Genomic DNA, 18,823 nt, shown 5'->3' with positions numbered 1-18,823 from the left:
GCTGTTGGGCGGCTGTTTAGCAGATTGAGATATAGTCATAGCAATGTCTTTAATCAGAGATAGTGAGTGTCGTGAGAAAAGGGCTACGTTGCTCAAGCCCTTTCATCGTTAACATAGTCAAAGAATAAATTACATTCTTGGAGTGCCACCAGGTATACGAGTGCGACTGCTACTTGAAGCTTTGTCACTACCTTCGCCGATGATGACTTGCTCACCTTCCTTCACACCACTCAAAATCTGCGCATTCACTCGGTTATCAATGCCCACTTCTACTGTGCGTGCTTCTACTGTGCCGTCATCATTTAGTACGCGTACAAGCTTGCTGGTTTTTGCTTGACCTTCCGTTTTATTTTTTGTAGGTTTTTCTTGTATGGCTGCTGATGGCACAAGCAACGCATCTTTAGCTTGATCGATGATGATGTAGATCTGGGCGGTCATATCAATGCGGAATAAACGCTCAGGGTTTGGTACTTCCACATAGCCCACATAGTAGATAGCAGCATCCGTCGAGCTGGTATCACTAATCTCTTCAGGTGCTGGTTCAATGGCTGTCAAGGTCGCATCATATTGTTGGTCTGGATTACCGATGATATTGAAGTAAGAAGGCATCCCAGCACTGACATTGATGACATCTGCTTCGGATATTTGTGCGTTGATACGAACCGTTGATAAATCGGCTAGAGTAACCAGAGTCGGTGCTGTTTGATTGGCGTTGACAGTCGTGCCTTGCTCAGTCGTGATAGAGACCACCGTACCGGACATGGGCGCACGAATAGTGGTATAGCTGAGATCTTCCTCTGCGGTGCTTACATTCGTCTCAGATATGCGTATGGCCGCCTGTTGACTATTAATATTAGCGTTTGTAGTAGCGATGGCTGCTTTTGCTGTATCAATGGCAGCACTCGCATTGGCAACCGCTGCTTCGGCTGTCTCAACACTAGTCGCTTGCGTATCATACTCCTGCTGAGAGATTGCATCGATGGCAACCAAAGACTGCAAGCGGGCAAAGTCAGATTTTGCTTGTTTGAGCTCAGACTGACGGCTAGCAAGATCGGCATAGGCACTTTTTAGACTGGCCTGCTTGCTTAGCGCCTCTGCTTTTGCACTTTGAAGTGCGGCTTCACTTTGCTGAAGGCCGGCTTGTTGATTGCTTAAATTGTTGTTCTGCGTGACCTGATCAATCTGCGCAATCAAATCGCCTTTCTGTACCTCATCACCGACTTCAACATAGAGACGAGTTACTTCACCAGAGACCTGTGCACCGACATCAACCGTATTTAAGGCTTTGACTTTGCCTGAAGCCATGACATTTTGTTCAATATCACCCATTTCAACAGTCGCTGTTAGGTAGTTAGGTTTTTCTTCTTCTGGTTTCAACGTGGCATAAGCCAACGCCGCCAATGCTGCAATAATCAGGACAATGACGCCCCATTTGATAGCAGATTTTTTGCTTATTTTGCGCATAACAACAATCCAATCACAGTAAAATCAAGTATGGTTATAGTAGATGCTTCATCCCTAAAAGGAAATGGCAATTAGTTTAAGAAAGGTTAAGGTGTTTTTAAACGTGGTGGGAATAGAGGAATAATAGAAGTTGAGTGATGAATAGTAAAAATGGGTGAGTCTGAGAATGATAGAAAGGGTAGAAGCTGTGCTAGAGGTGGTGATAGGTGTCACTGTCTAAGGTGTCGCATGTGCAAGACAGGAATGGCGATAGTGATTGATATTTATCGCGCAGTAAACAGGCGCTTTCCCGCTAGCTCTAGCGCAGCTTGCAATAATAATTCCCATGCTGGCTGGCGAACCAGTCCTTTGATGGCTTGGTCACAGCGGTATAAGAGCGCAGGCCATTCAGCCGTTTGCGTTTTTGATTGGCGGCGGCAGGCTTGTTGATATAGCCCTTGTTTGCTGCGCCAAATGCCAAGCGCTTGCGGATCTTGTCCATCCATCAGTTGTATAATCTGACGCATGTCTTTACTAATTGCCCATAACACTAAGGTCGTCGGCTCATCAGTCGCTTTGAGTTGAAAGATGATTTTTGCCACTTGCGCGCTATTACCTGCCAGCATCGCATCCGACAAATCAAACACGCTAAATTGAGCGTCACTGACCAATGCTGCTTGTAAATCTGTGATATCGAGTGCCACAGTATTTGTAGGCTGCGCAAAATCGCCAGCTGTTTCGGTATCTTCATGAGGAGCCATTAACTGCGGCGCAAACAGATAAGACAGCCGCCACAAGGTTTGATAAGCACTTAATAGATGATGCTCAGTATGTGACATGAGCAGTTGCCATGCTTCTTGAGACAGCCGTAACCCAAACTTTTGAGCCTGAATCTGCAATAGCTGCTGCCGTTGCTGCTCGTTGTATAAATTACAGTCAATGACATTGCCATATTGCGCAAAAGGGGCAAACCACTTGCTGCTCTGGCTACGTTTGTCTTGCTTAGGCGTAAGCCATAATACACTATGACCGTGTGTACCTGCTTGTGCTTCAAGCGCAAAGCGTTCGAGCTCAGCAATGACAGTTTTATCAGGCTTATGATTGCCAGTCACGATCAAGGCACTGGCATCATCGAATAAAGACTGACTGCCAAGCTCCGACAGTACTTCTTGCCAGCTTTTAACTGATATTAGTTCTATGCGCTTGATGGCGTAGTTTTGCGCGCGCCAATGTGGACGCATCGCATCGATAAGCCATTGACTCAGCAACGGCTCATCACCGTGCGCCAGCCACAAGCCCGCTACTGCAACGGATGGTTGTAGTAGTTTTGGATATGCTTGTATAAAGGTATCTTGCATAAATAGGTGGGTAGTACACAGGTTAATGGAAATAAGTATGGAGCGTATCGTAATAAGACACTAAGGCGTTGGTACGACCACAGCTGTCGATGCTGAGCCATTGCCGATTTTCACTGGTGTTTTAGTGCCAGTGGACGGTACTTTAGGCAGAGAGATAGCAACATACTGATCAGTGATACGGCGTGCCAAACTGTCATAGAGCCATTCGCGAATTTGATCGCCTTGCTGATCATCCGTACTCACCGAGGCGTCATTGTACTGATAGCTACGCTCGATTTGGATAGGATTGCTTAGTGTCACTGGCTTACCATTTTCAGTGGTTTGATAGCTAACATCTGCTGATATGATCAAGCGAATCTCTGTTAAGACACCGACTAATTCATACTGTCTAAAGCGCAGGTTATCGACGCTGATAACAGAAACAGGATCAGCGCTGGCTTGTTTGTTATTAAGCGCAACGTCTGCGGCTGTCATGTTACTAATAACATCGACACCTAATGTTTCTAGGCGTCTCGTTAATGGTAGTTTAAGCGGGAAAGCGGTGCGATTGTCTTCGATAATGACCGCTGTTTTGGTAACGTCGAGGAGCATTGGCGCATCATAACCACGTAGCTGAAAGCCGCAACCACTAAGCGCAGCCGTTGCACCGAGCACCGTAAACATTGGCAGTGCAGTAAGTAATGCAGTCACTAGCTTTTGTCCGCCGGACTTTTTTGCAGTAGGGCTTTTGCTACTTGATGGGGCTTGCTGCTTATACGACATAATCGCTATCCTCAAATGAGAAGAAGGCTTAGATAGAGTATCTACTAAGCCTAAAATATCTAACCTACAACCACGATATTCACGAGTTTATTCGGGACGACGATTTCTTTTTTGATTTCGCCAGTGATGAATTTTGCCACGCTTTCCATGGTTCGAGCTTGTGCTTTTAGCTGCTCTGGATCGCTGTTTGGCGCCACATCCATCTTACCGCGCATTTTACCATTGACCTGTACGACCATCGTGATCATATCCTGCACCAGTGCAGCTTCATCAACGGCTGGGTAGTTAAGCGTAACGGTGTCTAAGCCTAACTGCTCAAGTAAGTGCTCACCAACGTGCGGTGCATACACTGATAACATGATAAGCAAGTCAGTCACTGCCTCATGCTGTACTTTTAGGTCTTGCTCATTAGCTGCTTTAAAGCTCGTCAGCTCATTGGCAAGCTCCATCAGGCTTGATACTGGTGTGTTCAATGCCAAACGATCACCTAAATCATTATCGATTTTGGCAATGGTTTCATGGGTCTTACGACGTAGGTTTTTGGCTGCTTTGCTCAAATCATCAGTATTCAATGCTTCACTATTCAGCGTCGCAAGATCTAAGTTCGCTGCGGTAAGTGCTTGCGTGTGCTCTGTCGCCAAACGCCATACTTTTTTGACGAAATTATAAGGACCTTTTAGCGCATCGTCTGACCATTCTAGCGTTTGATCAGCAGGCGCAGTAAATAGTGTGTACAGACGAACCGTATCAGCACCATATTTATCAATGGTGATTTGTGGATCGACACCATTATTTTTTGACTTAGACATTTTTTCGATTTTGCCAATGGTTACTGGCTGTCCATCAGTCTTTAAGATGGCTTTGATCGGCTGACCACGCTCGTCATAATCGATATCAACATCTTCGGTAAAGTAATAAGTGGTACTGCCATCAGCATTGACACGATAGAAAGTACCTGCAAGTACCATACCTTGGGTCATCAAGTTGGCAAACGGTTCGTTTCCTGAGACTAAGTTTTCGTCACGCATAAGTTTATGGAAGAAACGTGCGTAAAGTAGATGCATAACCGCGTGCTCAACACCGCCGATATATTGGTCGACAGGTAGCCATTTGTTTGCAGCAGATTTGTTGACCATGCTTTGCGCATCATTTGGGCTAGCAAAGCGCGCATAGTACCAGCTTGACTCAACAAAGGTGTCAAAGGTATCGGTTTCACGCTCAGCAGGGTTGCCACATTTAGGGCAGGTGGTATTTACAAATTCTGGAATGTTTTTGAGTGGGTTACCGCGGCCATCAGGAACGACATCAGTCGGTAGAATGACTGGCAAATCTTGCTCTTCGACAGGTATCGTACCGCAATGTTCGCAATTGATCATTGGGATAGGGCAGCCCCAATAGCGTTGACGTGATACACCCCAATCACGTAAGCGATATTGGATTTTTTTCTTGGCCAATTCTTGTGGCTCAAGCTTGGCAAGCATGGCTTCGAACGCTTGTTCGAAATCTAGACCATCAAATTCGCCTGAATTGACTAAGGTATTGCGCTCAGTGTAGGCAAGATTGATTTTAGTATCATTCGCTTTGGCATCTGCTTCTGCTTCATCAAAATAACCAGCAGGTACATCGATAACTTGCTTAATAGGCAGACTGTATTTGGTCGCAAATTCATAATCGCGATCATCATGTGCCGGTACTGCCATGACTGCACCTGAACCGTAGCTCATTAGGACATAGTTGGCGACCCAAACAGGCACTTCTTCACCCGTTAATGGATGCGTTACGGTCAGACCTGTGTCCATACCGATTTTTTCAGCTTTGGCTAAATCAGCTTCAGCGACTGAGCCTTTTTTACACAGAGCGCAGAATTGCGCAATCGCTTCATCATTCTCAGACGCATATTGTGCAAGTGGATGCTCTGCCGCAACGGCAACATAAGTCACACCCATCAAGGTATCAGGGCGGGTAGTGAACACGTCTAAAGTGTTTGTTTCACCAGCCAACTCATATGGGAAATGCACTTCCATACCCGCACTACGACCAATCCAGTTGCGCTGCATGGTCAATACTTCAGATGGCCAATGCCCTTCCAAATCATCCAAATCATCCAATAGCTCATCGGCATAATCAGTGATATTAAAGTAGTACATTGGGATGTCGCGCTTTTCGACTGCAGCGCCACTGCGCCAACCTTTGCCATCGATGACTTGCTCATTGGCCAAGACAGTGTTGTCAATCGGATCCCAGTTGACTGTTGCTAGCTTTTTGTAGACTAAGCCTTTTTTGTATAATTGCAAAAACAACCACTGTTCCCACTGATAATACTCAGGGCTACAAGTGGCAAATTCACGTGACCAGTCAATAGATAAGCCTAGTAATTTAAGCTGTGCACGCATGTTGTCAATATTGGCAAACGTCCATTTGGCAGGTGGTGTTTGATTGGCAATCGCGGCGTTTTCTGCTGGCAGGCCAAAGCCATCCCAACCCATTGGTTGCATGACTTCATAGCCTTTTAGGCGGTAGTAACGGCTCAGCACATCCGAGATGGTATAGTTACGCACATGGCCCATATGCAGCTTGCCACTTGGATAAGGGAACATAGACAGCATATAACGACTTGGCTTGTCGCTAGGCTCATTGCCCACTTCATAGCGCTTGTCAGTTGCCCATTTGGCTTGTTGCGCAGCTTCGATAGCTTGTGGGTTATAATAATTGTTTTCTGATTGGTCAGATGTCACAGTATTACTCATAGTGGGCTCGAAATTGGTTAATACAGATAAAAAATAGGTGGAATTCGACAATGCCATAGCATAGCGTAATTTGGCGAAAATTGCGATTGATTGTGAAGTTGTTATAGTCGAAAATAGTAGGCTAATCATCGTAAGTTAATGATATTCCTATTACCTATACAGTAGATATAACATGAGTGAAATTATTCTTAAGCAACCTGTCAGCGTGCTCAATCGAAAAATAAGCTTTGATATTAAAGATTTTTTTATTCAGGCATCTAAAACAGCTGTTCAAGCTACTGCTCAAGGGGTAACTGGAAACTTAATAGGTAGTGCAGCGACGATTGTTAAAGGTGTATTTGATATATCTAAGACTACAGAGCTTGATTTAAAGGTTGAAGAGTTAGCATGGTTGCTTATTGCCCGTTCCCTAACTCAGGCTATTACTGAGATGCTAACTAGCGATCAGGATTTATTCGGTAGTAATATTGATGAAGCAGCGATAACAAGTGTCGCTACTAATATAGAAAATAAGATTAATGAGTCAGAAGTTGCTATAGATAACGATTTTTTTGAAGCGCCTCATCATTTAGCTCTATTAGATGACTTGGAAATGGTTTTAATTGAATGGCTTCAGCAACTAGGACTTGATGAGGCCAAAGCCAAATCAACTTATGAACGTCTGAAAGGTCAATTTTCTTTTTCACTTGATAAAGAATGGTTAACTAACGCTTCACAATACACCTCAATTATAGATCAATTAAACACGCCATTTACGAAGGCTACTGTAAAGCAGAGAAGCATTAGGCATTATCGTTCGTGGCTACAGCAACAAGTTAATGAGCGTATGTTTGATGAAGCATTTGGACTTAGTCAAATATATGTACCTCTGCGTGCATACTATGAAGTGCGTAATCAGTCTCCTGATAATGATGTGCAAGAAATAATAAGTTCTGAAGAGAACATTATTATTAATTCAAAAGCTCAGCAAAACATTAGTAAAAAAGTATGTGATTTATATAGTGAAATTAGTGATTGGCTTTCTACTTATCAAGAAAGTGATACTTTACGTATTATCAGTGGTGGACCTGGATCAGGTAAATCTTCATTTGCAAAAATTTTGGCAGCTAAGCTAGCAGAAAAGTCGGGTCAAGCAGTCCTGTTTATTCCTTTACACCGTTTCAGGCTTGACGATTATCTATTAGAAGCAGTCAAGAAGTTTGTCTCTATTAATCCCATACTAATGAATACGGATCTGACTAATGAGTATGACTTATTACTTATATTTGACGGTCTAGATGAATTATCTATGCAAAGTGGAAGTAATGCGAAAGAAGCTGCAAGTAGCTTTATAGAAGAGGTAAAGATTGCGTTAAGAGATCAAAGTTCTTTACGTTGGAAGGCTATCATTACTGGTCGCGAATTGTCAGTACAGTCACAAAAGAGTCAGCTCAAAAAAGAAAAAATCGTACTACATTTATTACCATACTTTATCAGTGATGATGAAAGGGAAGAGTTTGATGATTCAGAAGGGTTGTTAATAGAGGATCAGCGTAATAACTGGTGGCAAAAGCTTGCTGAATTAAAAGGACTAGAGTTTAAGGGCTTGCCAAGTGAGTTAGCGACAGAACATCTGGAACCTATCACGACGGAGCCACTACTTAATTATCTCGTATCACTGAGCTACTTAAGACAAGATATTACTTTTACAGAAGATACCAACCTTAATCAAATATATGCAGATTTACTAGACTCAGTTTACGAAAGAAAATATACAGCTACCGGTATTCATAAAAGTTTAAATGACATGGATAAAGATAATTTTATCCGTATATTACAAGAAATTGCTTTGGTGGTTTGGCATGAAAATGGACGTACTGCCACTGTTGATCAAATAAGAAAGCAGTGTGAAACTGCTAATATAGTTAGTTATTTTGGAGAATTTTCTGATGATATGAAATCGGGTGTTACTCGATTACTAATGGCATTCTATTTTAGAGAATTTGATGGCAGTCAAGGAAATAAAAGTTTTGAGTTCACTCATAAGAGCTTTGGTGAGTATCTGACTGCAAGAAGAATAATGCTTGAATTAGATATTATATGCGATGAAGTTGAACGTAGTAGAAAAAATGCTGGTAGAGGATATACTTTAAAGCAAGCTTTTGTAGAATGGATAAAAGTATGTGGACAGCAGGAAATAGACGAGTATTTACGAGGCTTTTTAGATGGTGAGCTTAGTATATTATTCGAATCAGAAAGTGGGCAATTAAAAGTACAGCAGTATCAAAAATTACTAATCGAATTAATAAAAATGGCAGTAAATGAGCAGTCACCTATTAAAGAGTTGATGTTAACAAGTTTTGAAAAAGACTTATATTATAGTCGTAATTCTGAAGCTGCTCTATTGGAGCTGCATTCATTATGTGCTAAATGGACTAATAAAGTTATCAATAAGGTTCAGTATAAAAATAAACAAGCATTTAATGTATGGTTAGGCAGATTAGGAAGTACAAGAGTAAATAGTAAGTTAAACCACTTGTTTTTGTCAGATGCAGAAATACATTCATCATTTATGTTCGGTGAGCTTAGCTCATCAATTTTTTATAATGCTAAGTTGACATCATCTAATTTTTTTATGTCAACCTGCGTGAACACGCGCTTTGTGAATGCACAACTATTCGATACTAATTTTGAAAAATCACTCTTAGAGGGCTCAGATTTTACGATAGCAAAGCTTCAGAGGGCTTCTTTTAAAAATTCAGATTTACAGGAAGTTTGTTTTAAAGGAGCTAATCTTGAAGGTACAGATTTCACAAATGCTAATCTTAAAAACGCTAACTTTGAAGGTACGAACCATGAAAAAGCAATCTTCACAGGGGCAAACCTGAAAGGTACTATTTTAGAAAGCTTATACGTATCAGAAGACAAACTAAAGGAACAATAATGACCATCACCATTTACGGTATCAAATCATGCAGCACCATGAAAAAAGCATTTACCAAGTTGGATGAATTGAATATAAGTTACGATTTCCATGACTATAAAAAACAAGGCATCGATAAAGAAACGGTACAGCGTTGGGTAGACGGGCTAGGTATTGATAAAGTACTGAACAAGCGTGGCACCACATGGCGCAAGCTGACTGACGAGCAAAAGCAATCAGCTGATGCCAATATAGATAACGCGATTGACTTGCTAGTAGAGAATACTAGTATGATTAAGCGTCCGATTGTAGAAGGTCAGATCAACGAGAAAAACCAAGGTCAGCCAATATTGCTTTGCGGTTTTGATGAGGCTGTATTCGATACAACTTTTTCATAAAAAAGCTGTCACTTTGACACGTCATAAACTATGATTTCATTAATGGAATTAAGTTTGCTCGTTTATAATGTTCAAGGATAAAATCATGAAAAAATTATTACTAATGGCCACCCTTGCAGTAGCGCCTTTAATGGTCACAAGTGTGCAAGCGGCGGAAACCTCTACTAAGGTTACCTTCGCAAAAGACAGCTATTGCGGTAGCTTTACAGGTAATATTAAAAACGGAAAAGTGTTTCGTCTATGGCTGGCGTCAGACCAGAATTTAGTGATTCGCAACGTCGGTGATGACCGCATCAATATGGCTTATGTCTCAGGGCCAAGTGGTCGTTTGGATGGTGATCGCTATGACAATGAAACGTCTTATATTACTGAGAGTAAAGGCAATCATTATATGAAGGTTTATGGCAATAGTAGCCATAGTTCTGTCGAGTTCTGTGCTTATTAAACTTCTTTCGTTTAAATAGACGTTGATAGACCATAAAAAAGCCCGAGCTTGAATACCAAGCTCGGGCTTTTTTATGCTAGTCACTAAATTCTATTAACGCAATTATGAATCCAATTCACGACTGATTAATGTGCCGACACCTTCATTGGTGAAAATTTCAAGCAAAGTAGCGTGAGGCACACGGCCATCAACGATAACAGCGCTTTTTACGCCGCTACGTACGGCATCAAGCGCACACTGAATTTTAGGAATCATGCCACCTGAGATAGTGCCGTCTTCGATTAAGCTGTCGACTTTCTTTGGTGTCAGCCCAGTCACGACTTCGCCATCACGACCCAATACGCCTTTGATGTTGGTCAGCAGCATTAACTTTTCTGCTTGCAAGAATTCCGCGACTTTACCTGCAACTAGATCAGCATTGATGTTATAGGTGTTGCCTTCGGCATCGACGCCGAGTGGGGCGATGACAGGGATAAAGTCAGATGCAATGAGCATGTTAATCACGTCTTTATTGACACTGACCACATCACCGACGAACCCTAGATCTATAGGAACAGCGATACCGTCTTCGCCAATTTTTTCCATTTTCAACTTTTTGGCTAGGATTAAGTTGGCATCTTTACCCGTTAAACCAATCGCGCGTCCACCGTGCTTATTGATTAAGCTAACAATCGATTTATTGACGCCGCCGCCTAACACCATCTCGACGATATCCATGGTGCTTTTATCAGTGACGCGCATACCATCGATACGGTCAGACTGACGTCCAAGCTCTTTTAACAAGTTATCCACTTGAGGGCCACCGCCATGTACGACGACAGGATGCATGCCAACGGTTTTTAACAAGACGATATCGCGGGCAAATGAGCTTTCAAGCGCAGGATCGGTCATCGCATTGCCGCCGTATTTTACGACGATGATCTTATCGACAAAGCGCTGAATATAAGGCAGTGCCGTGGTCAATACTTCAGCGGTGTTTTTGGCATCATCTAAGTTAAGCGTCATTACAAACTCCTAAAGTACGGTTTTGAACGGGTTGGTTATTTATGCGATATAAATCTATCGCCACTATAGTCATTCCACTATAAAAGCATTACAGCGTTAACCTCGCTTGAGGTATCACATATACATCTGCACTCGGTTGCCTTGTACTACTTTTAAATTGAATCGACTATATCAATATCGTCAATATTATTGATAAGGCCACAGTGTGTTTAATACAATCATTCGACAGGAATAGCGACAATTTTGGCTGCCAGTTCTTCATCGAATGGGTGACATAATGCGGCAAATTTTGCCTGAATATCTGTTAGGTCATCTATGCTATCACCAGCAAAGCGTGCGGTCAGATGGTGACTGGTGTTTGATTGGCGCAGCACCCCAAAGCCATGTGGAAAATCCAAACGAACGCCATCGATACAGCTCAGCGTAGTCCCTACTGGCATTAAATCTCTGGCTTGCTTGAGTGTTAAGTGAGGCTCAACCACCGAGCAGTGACAATCTAATAGCAGGTCAGTATTTATCAAATGATGATCAGAATCTGCTGCTGTCGCTTCCAAAATTTGGCGTAAGTAACGACAGAATCTAGCCAGCTGCTCTACGAGTGAGTACTCTGTTCCAAAAGTTGTTGGCATCGGCAAATAGTGATCTGCTGTACTTACCATTGCAGGTAGACTTTCCGTAATGTCTGTCAATGCTCGTTTGCTATCGACCAGATTGTCAGTAGCCAACCAGTGCAACAGCCGTAATGCTGCGTACATGGCATCATCATAAACAATAAAGCGGCTGTCATTAAAGATAAAGTGCCCTGATAACTCTCCAGCGAAGACAATTTGATAATCGGAGTTCTGTATTTGTTGGCGCATAAAACTGCTACCCGTTCTACTCATTACGGGTGTTGCATCAAGATCAGATAACAGCTTTGGTAAGTGATGTGAGCACTTAATATCAAAAAGGACTTGAGGTGAGCGTTGTGAGCATATTGAGTCTGTATCATATATTGATGCTGCATCGTACAAAGTGTCAGGGCGTTCCGCGATAGCCACTTGTGCTAATAGATATAGCAAATGGTCAGGCGAGACGACCTTGCCATTGGTATCGACGATCATCAGTCGATCACCATCACCGTCAAAAGCAATCCCTATATCTGCTTGGTGCTGGCGTACGGTGTGCTGTAATTGCGTGAGGCGGTGTGGTTCAGTAGGGTCAGGATTACCAGAGGGGAAGTTGCCATCTGCTATGTCGTTAATCATGATGACATCTTGGCAGAAATAGCCAAATAAACGCTGTGCAATCGAACTGGTCGCGCCATGCATACAGTCAATAACGACCCGAAAATCAAGTTTAGATAAGGGCTGCAGAGTGACTTTTGAATGTGGTCTATTTGAATGTGGTCCATTTGAATGTGGCTTACTGGATTGATAGATCTGCTGAAAGACTTGAGCGATAGCCTCAATGTAAGCCGTTGCTATGTCCTCAGTGGATAAGCCTGTATCCTGAGTGTTTTGTTTGAAAGTATTCGCTTGAATTACACTATTATTTTTTGAATCGTTTGTGGTCAACTGATGATAAAGCAATTGAATCTCTGCACTGCTAGGAGACTGATGATTGACTAACCACTTAACGCCTAAAATATCTTTAGCAGAATGACTGGCGGTCACAATGATGCCATGCCCCTGATATTGCTCTGCCCAAAAGACCATCATTGGCGTAGTGACAAGACCTAGCTGGATAACGGTTAGACCATGCTGAGCCAATGTATCAGCGAGTCTCTGTGCAATAGCATTGCTACCATTACGCACATCGTAACCAATCACAATAATGGTTTCTGAAGAAGTTGACGGTTGCGTTAGTAGGCTGTCTTTTGAATCGCTATCTTCTGATGTGCAGAGTAAGCCACGATAAAGACTAGCAAAAGCATTGCCGAGCGCTTGTATAAAATCGGTCGTAAAACACTGGCGTGAACCACGAATATCATAAGCACGAAATAAGGATTGCTGCTCAGCAAAAGTTGGCATCGCTTACGCTCCTTATAATCGTGGTTATGATGGTTGTGGCTATCATTGTTAGTATCGTGATGAGTAACAATAAATAATTAAAACGGTAAATCAGTAATGGTTACTGATTGATTACTGGCGACCTGAATGTCCAAATCCACCAGCACCACGTTCGCTTTCATCACTGAACTCTGTTACCACTGAAAACTCAGGGCGGGCAACAGGTACAACGATATATTGTGCCATACGCTCTGCTGGATTAAGCACAAAGTCGTCGTTACTGCGATTCCAAATACTAACCATCAGCTCACCTTGATAATCAGCATCAATCAGCCCGACCAAATTACCTAAAACGATACCGTGTTTATGACCGAGACCTGAACGCGGTAAAATCATACCTGCATAATTAGGATCTTGGATATAAACGGCGAGACCTGTGCCGATTAAGTGTGTTTCACCTGCTTTAATGGTTAATGGCTCATCTATGCAAGCGCGCAAGTCGATACCCGCACTGCCGTCGGTGGCACGAGTCGGAAGAGAAAATGCTGCGTCTTCAATGATTTTAGGGTTTATAACTTTAACTTGTACAGCTTGCATAACGAACTCACTTAACGATTTGATGGTTTTTAAATTATGATTTTGAACAAAGCTTATTCAATATTTTTAAATAATGACGATGTTTTTTAGAGCTCAGTATTTGATTATAGTATTAATACGCTGGCTAAGCCTAAGAATGACATAAAACCGACGATATCGGTTACAGTGGTCAAAATAACGGAAGCAGATAGCGCAGGGTCGATATTCATACGTTTGAGCATCAGCGGTATACTGATACCCGAAACGTTTGCGGCCGTCATATTAATCGCAATGGCAAAGCCAATGACCGCACTAATCTTAATATCATGAAACCACAGCTGGGCAATAAACGCCATGATTATAGCCCATATGATGCCGTTTATCGCGCCGACCCACAGCTCTTTGTTTAATAGCCAGACACGGTTAGAACCACCGATTTGACCCATAGCCATACCACGAATGACGACGGTAAGGGTCTGAGATCCGGCGATACCACCCATACTGGCGACCACTGGCATGAGTATCGCTAGCGCCACGACTTGTGCCAATACTTCCTCAAACTGTCCAATCACCGCTGCGGCCAATAGGGCGGTACACAAGTTAATACCTAGCCAAACACTACGGCTTTTAGCGCTGGTTAGAATAGGGGCAAACAGCTCTTCATCTTGACTAACACCCGCCAAGTTTTTCATGGTGCTGTCGACATCATCTTGGATGATTTCCATGATGTCTTCACCGTTTAGTTGACCGACCAGCTCGCCATGGCTATTGATGACGGGGGCAAAGCGAATGTCTTCTGAGCGAAAAATTGCGGCGGCATCTTGGATATCTAAGCGATCATTAATGGTAATGGCGGTGTCGATTAATTTCGATACCAAAGTAGTTTGATGGTGTTTAATCAAATCAACCAAACTTAGTAGACCTAATAATTGCTGGCTTTGATCAACGACCAACAGCTCCTGACTTTCATCATCAAGCAAGTCGTCGTTCTCTCTTAGCCAGTGTTGTACTTCTTCTAGCGTAATGTCTTCTCGCACCTGAATAATATCAGGATCCATATAGCTACCAACTTCCCAATCCTCATAAGTATCGAGTTTGTTGACCTGAACACGGGTCTCTTCGTCTAGCGTTGCCATGACGGAGGTACGTACGCTCTCGGTCACGGTATCCAAAATCTCAGAGATGTCTTGTGCATCGAGGTCTTGGGTAAATAAAGAAATCTCTTTTGAAGAGATGTTCTCCATCAATGGCTGGCGAGTATCGACATCTAGCTCAGCGAGGACTTCACCTTTAATACTCTCTGGAACCTGCGCCCAAATTAAGAGCCGGTTTTGAGTCGGAAAGGACTCTAGTAAGTTGGCAATCTCATATTCAGACTGCTTTGTTAAAAACTCGGTAATGGCTTCATATGCCTTATCAGCCACCAGTCCCTGCAGATACAGCAGCTTATATTCAGCATTATATTCAGCTGGATTATAATCTCCCTGTAGCGTAGATGGTCGTTCTTGATTCGGCATAGGGGTAGGCATAAAAGTTCCAAGGTTTTCAAAAAATATAAATAACAATAACGACTAAAATAATCATTTTCCGCCCAGTCTCAGGCGTGTTTTCTCAAGCATTTTTGTTTAGGTGTTTTCATTAAGACTAGCGATTGCCTAATAACGCTCTAATATTTGCCAAATACTCATCAGCAACGGCTTCTGGATCTTTGGTGGCTTTTTTCTTTTTCGCTTTGGCTGGCCAGTCGATGTGATCTTCTGGTAACTCATCTAAAAATCGTGACTCTGAAGTAACCCGCATCTGACCGCCTGCACGGCGCTGTGTGGCTAGCGTCAATGTCAGCTCACGACGAGCGCGAGTGATACCTACGTACATCAATCGTCGTTCTTCTTCTACGGTTTCGCTGAGGATAGAGTTACGGTGCGGTAGCATCTCTTCCTCAAGTCCCATGATATAAACGAAATCAAACTCCAAGCCTTTTGCCGCATGCAAAGTCATTAAGTTGACCTTGTTGGTATTCTCTTCTTCTTGCTGCTGCTCGAGCATATCAAGTAATACCAGCTTACGAATGATGGTATCAATCGTCCGATCCTCGTCTTCTTCGGCCCGATTAATCAGCGATTGAATGCTGGTATAGAGCATATCGATATTATCAATACGATTTTTTTCTTGTTGCGGCGTTTTGGCATCACTGCGCACAAAGTCGATATAGCCCGTCTCATCGATCATTTGACGCACGATGGGTACAGGGTCGGGGTGCTGGTCTAACTCACGCGTATAGTGCTCGATAAATTCACCAAACTCTTTTATGGTGCCATAAGATTTAGACGGTAACACATGGGTTAAGCCAGCATGTGTACAAGAGGCCAACAGCGATATGCTGTGCTCTTGCGCAAACAGTCCAAGCTTTTCAAGCGTTGCAGGTCCCATACCACGCTTAGGCGTATTGATAATACGCAAAAATGCGCTGTCATCTTCAGGGTTCAAGATTAGACGCAGATAGCCCATGATATCTTTGATTTCACTACGCGCAAAGAATGACTGGCCGCCAGACAGTTTATAAGGGACTTGTAGCTGACGCAGTTGTGCTTCTAACATCCGCGCCTGAAAGTTACTGCGATAAAGGACAGCATATTGCTCCCACTCATTACCAAAGCGCAGTTTATGAGTGACAATCTCTTTTGCTACGCGTTCGGACTCATCGTCATCATTACGGCAGTTGATAATACGAATTTTTTCGCCTTGACCTTTATCGGACCACAGTTTCTTTTCAAATAAATGCTCGTTGTTCATAATAACTGCGTTGGCTGAGGTCAAGATACGCGTCGTTGAGCGATAATTTTGCTCAAGCATGACGATTTTTAACTTAGGAAAATCTTCCTTTAGCAGTGCCATGTTTTCAGGTTTTGCCCCGCGCCACGCATAGATAGATTGGTCATCATCGCCAACTACGGTAAAGCGACCTTGCGGGCCAACCAAGTATTTAATCATTTCATACTGGGCGGTATTGGTATCTTGATACTCATCGACCAAGAGATAACGAATGCGGTTTTGCCATTTATCACGCAGCTCTCTATTTTCACGCAATATCTTGGTTGGTAGTACAATCAAGTCATCAAAATCGACGGCATTATAAGCACGAAGATTGCGCTCGTATAGTGCATACAACGTGGCAAAAATCATATCTTCTGGATCGTCTAATGTTTCCATCGCCTTATCAGGATCAATCAGATCGTTTTTCCAGTCGGAAATCATTTTTATCGCTTTGCCGACCAACTCACGACTTTCAGCGCCACTTAGATTGTCACGCATCATCAGCTCCATCAGCAGTCGCTTGCTGTCGTCGCTGTCCATGATAGAGAAGTTGCCCTTTAATGGGGTATGAATCAGCTCATAGCGCAAAAACTGCAGACCGAACTGGTGAAAGGTCGACACGGTCAGACCGCGCATTTTTTCACTTGGCAGCAGTTTACTGACACGGGCTTTCATTTCACGGGCGGCTTTATTGGTGAAAGTCACCGCCGTGATGCGCTCAGCAGGCATGTCGCATTCTTCGATCAGGTAGGCAATTTTTCGGGTAATTACGGACGTCTTACCGGAGCCTGCACCTGCGAGTACAAGTAACGGACCAGATACGTAGAGCATGGCTTCTTGTTGTTTTGGATTGAGTTGACTCATAACGTAACCTGTAAGACAAAAGCAAAAAAAGAGAGTGGCACTGATGGCGGCATCATTAAATATACGCCGATTGCCTTATTAACATGAGTGTCATGATGATGTTTCAATCAAAAAACACCCAATAAAGGCAATAAAATTAAGTGGGTTATTATAAAGCAAAAACATGAACTTTGGGGAATGAGTTGGGCGAAGAGCAGGGGTTTAAAGGCTGAATTTTTGACCATATTTACAATTACGGCCTATGATAATTCATAAGATGGATTTGATGTTAATATAAGGTAAGACCCCTATCATAATTTTTGATAAAAAAAACATGTTTTATTACATATAAAATGACCGTCCAATACAGTTAAAAACTAGCTTTTGGACACCGAAATGCGTATAGTACGTACATAATTTATGCCAGTTGTCTCGTCATTATTGACTACGTGTAATGAGCTATTAAATCAATTAAGTAAACTATCGAATATGATATTGATTTAATAAGTTGATCTTACGTTTTTAGAAGATGCGTTAGACGACCAGCCATTTTTCCGTGCGTATATCGGAATCCCTGCCGTTGGTTATGTCTGACATCGTCGTCAATACACTTGATAATTGGTTGTTACTAGCAAAATACCTAAAATGTGACTTAATAACAGTTGCTTAAATAAAGCGACTGAATGACAGTCGCTTTGTGTTTTCGTTTGTGTGATGCCTGTGGCTAGACGACCTTGATAGGTCGGTACTTGCGCTGTGCTAAACACTCGATTGGGTGAGGAGCACGTATTATCATGTCTGCTTTTAATTGGTCAGCAATCGCTTTTATCTTAGCCGCCATTGGGCTAGTTGTCTTCATGCTAGTCGTGCCGCGTTTGCTTGGCGGTCGCTCTCAGGGCTCACAAAAAGAAGAAGTATTTGAAGCGGGTGTTGTCGGATCTGGCAACGCCCGTATTCGTTTGTCTGCCAAATTCTATTTGGTGGCAATCTTCTTCGTCATCTTCGATCTAGAAGCGCTGTATTTGTATGCTTACGCCGTTTCAGTACGTGAGGCTGGCTGGTTAGGTTTTGCCGCTGCTGCCATATTCATCACCATCTTAATCATCGGTTTGATCTATGAGCTAAGTTTGGGCGCGATGAACTGGGCACCTGCTGATAAACTGCGCAAAAAAGTACGTCTATATGCCGCACCTGCTGGTTTCAACCTAGCAGACATCACCAAATTCGATGGTGCTCACGAGCTGATGGTCGATCCGACAGGCAAAGTACCCGCACAGTCCTCAGGACAAATCAACGTCTCGAACAATATTGAAGTCAATCGTCATCATTTAGAAAATATCGATCATATTAATACTACAGGTAATGTTACTTCTGTAGATTTTGCGACGTCTGCTCGACAAGATAACGGTAAGCGTTAATTGTCTTGGGCGGTCTTAGTTTTCGATAGTCTATAAAGGCTAGTAGTAAGATTACGACGACGCGAGTATGTTTGGATTAATGATCACTTGTTAATAATAGAAGTTAAGGCGCTAGCGAGGG

Annotated in this window: 13 protein-coding genes; 4 read left to right on the top strand and 9 right to left on the bottom strand. The window is 42.8% G+C overall.

The genetic code is table 11. The features are described 5' to 3' along the window. Positions 1–129: 129 nt before the first annotated feature. The 4 genes from ACZW67_RS05310 to leuS all read right to left on the bottom strand — a co-directional run bounded on the left by ACZW67_RS05310 (position 130) and on the right by leuS (position 6,310). Positions 130–1,464 (bottom strand): efflux RND transporter periplasmic adaptor subunit, encoded by a 1,335-nt coding sequence (locus tag ACZW67_RS05310; RefSeq protein ID WP_465182429.1) that lies wholly within the window; start codon positions 1,462–1,464, stop codon positions 130–132. A 263-nt stretch (positions 1,465–1,727) separates the two neighbouring features. Continuing rightward, positions 1,728–2,801, bottom strand: a complete 1,074-nt coding sequence (holA, locus tag ACZW67_RS05305; protein ID WP_465182428.1) for a DNA polymerase III subunit delta — start codon at positions 2,799–2,801, stop codon at positions 1,728–1,730. 60 nt (positions 2,802–2,861) lie between these two features. Next, positions 2,862–3,563, bottom strand: coding sequence for an LPS-assembly lipoprotein LptE (locus tag ACZW67_RS05300; protein ID WP_465182427.1), 702 nt, complete (start codon positions 3,561–3,563; stop codon positions 2,862–2,864). Between the two features lie 59 nt (positions 3,564–3,622). Next, positions 3,623–6,310, bottom strand: coding sequence for a leucine--tRNA ligase (leuS, locus tag ACZW67_RS05295; protein WP_465182426.1), 2,688 nt, complete (start codon positions 6,308–6,310; stop codon positions 3,623–3,625). 172 nt (positions 6,311–6,482) lie between these two features. Between leuS and ACZW67_RS05290 the strand changes: the two genes are divergently transcribed. From ACZW67_RS05290 to ACZW67_RS05280, 3 genes are all read left to right on the top strand, one after another. After that, positions 6,483–9,233 carry a pentapeptide repeat-containing protein gene (locus ACZW67_RS05290; protein ID WP_465182425.1) on the top strand — a complete coding sequence of 917 codons (2,751 nt, stop codon included), beginning with the start codon at positions 6,483–6,485 and terminating at the stop codon, positions 9,231–9,233. Beyond that, a complete protein-coding gene (locus ACZW67_RS05285) occupies positions 9,233–9,610 on the top strand; it encodes an arsenate reductase (protein WP_465182424.1) in 378 nt (125 codons plus the stop codon). The genes ACZW67_RS05290 and ACZW67_RS05285 overlap by 1 nt, the downstream gene beginning before the upstream one ends. An 85-nt stretch (positions 9,611–9,695) precedes the next feature. Continuing rightward, complete coding sequence (locus ACZW67_RS05280) at positions 9,696–10,055, top strand: hypothetical protein (RefSeq protein WP_465182423.1); 360 nt, start codon at positions 9,696–9,698, stop codon at positions 10,053–10,055. 102 nt (positions 10,056–10,157) lie between these two features. On the opposite strand, the gene argB is transcribed toward ACZW67_RS05280, so the two are convergent. The 5 genes from argB to ACZW67_RS05255 all read right to left on the bottom strand — a co-directional run bounded on the left by argB (position 10,158) and on the right by ACZW67_RS05255 (position 17,305). Then, complete coding sequence (argB, locus tag ACZW67_RS05275) at positions 10,158–11,060, bottom strand: acetylglutamate kinase (protein ID WP_465182422.1); 903 nt, start codon at positions 11,058–11,060, stop codon at positions 10,158–10,160. 218 nt (positions 11,061–11,278) lie between these two features. After that, positions 11,279–13,072, bottom strand: coding sequence for a phosphohexomutase domain-containing protein (locus ACZW67_RS05270; protein ID WP_465182421.1), 1,794 nt, complete (start codon positions 13,070–13,072; stop codon positions 11,279–11,281). 111 nt (positions 13,073–13,183) lie between these two features. Then, positions 13,184–13,648: a dUTP diphosphatase gene (gene dut, locus ACZW67_RS05265; RefSeq protein WP_197133089.1), complete on the bottom strand. Its 465-nt coding sequence runs from the start codon at positions 13,646–13,648 to the stop codon at positions 13,184–13,186. A 104-nt stretch (positions 13,649–13,752) separates the two neighbouring features. Further along, the gene (gene mgtE / locus ACZW67_RS05260; RefSeq protein WP_465182420.1) at positions 13,753–15,156 is read right to left on the bottom strand and encodes a magnesium transporter; all 1,404 of its coding nucleotides are present in this window, start codon (positions 15,154–15,156) and stop codon (positions 13,753–13,755) included. Between the two features lie 115 nt (positions 15,157–15,271). Then, complete coding sequence (locus ACZW67_RS05255; protein WP_197218286.1) at positions 15,272–17,305, bottom strand: UvrD-helicase domain-containing protein; 2,034 nt, start codon at positions 17,303–17,305, stop codon at positions 15,272–15,274. A gap of 773 nt (positions 17,306–18,078) precedes the next feature. Here ACZW67_RS05255 and ndhC point away from each other — a divergent pair. Continuing rightward, the gene (gene ndhC / locus ACZW67_RS05250) at positions 18,079–18,702 is read left to right on the top strand and encodes an NADH-quinone oxidoreductase subunit A (RefSeq protein WP_194196867.1); all 624 of its coding nucleotides are present in this window, start codon (positions 18,079–18,081) and stop codon (positions 18,700–18,702) included. The last annotated feature ends 121 nt before the right edge of the window (positions 18,703–18,823 follow it).

Source organism: Psychrobacter sp. TPE 89C, assembly GCF_055522395.1.
This window is presented reverse-complemented; position numbering and strand designations above follow the sequence as displayed.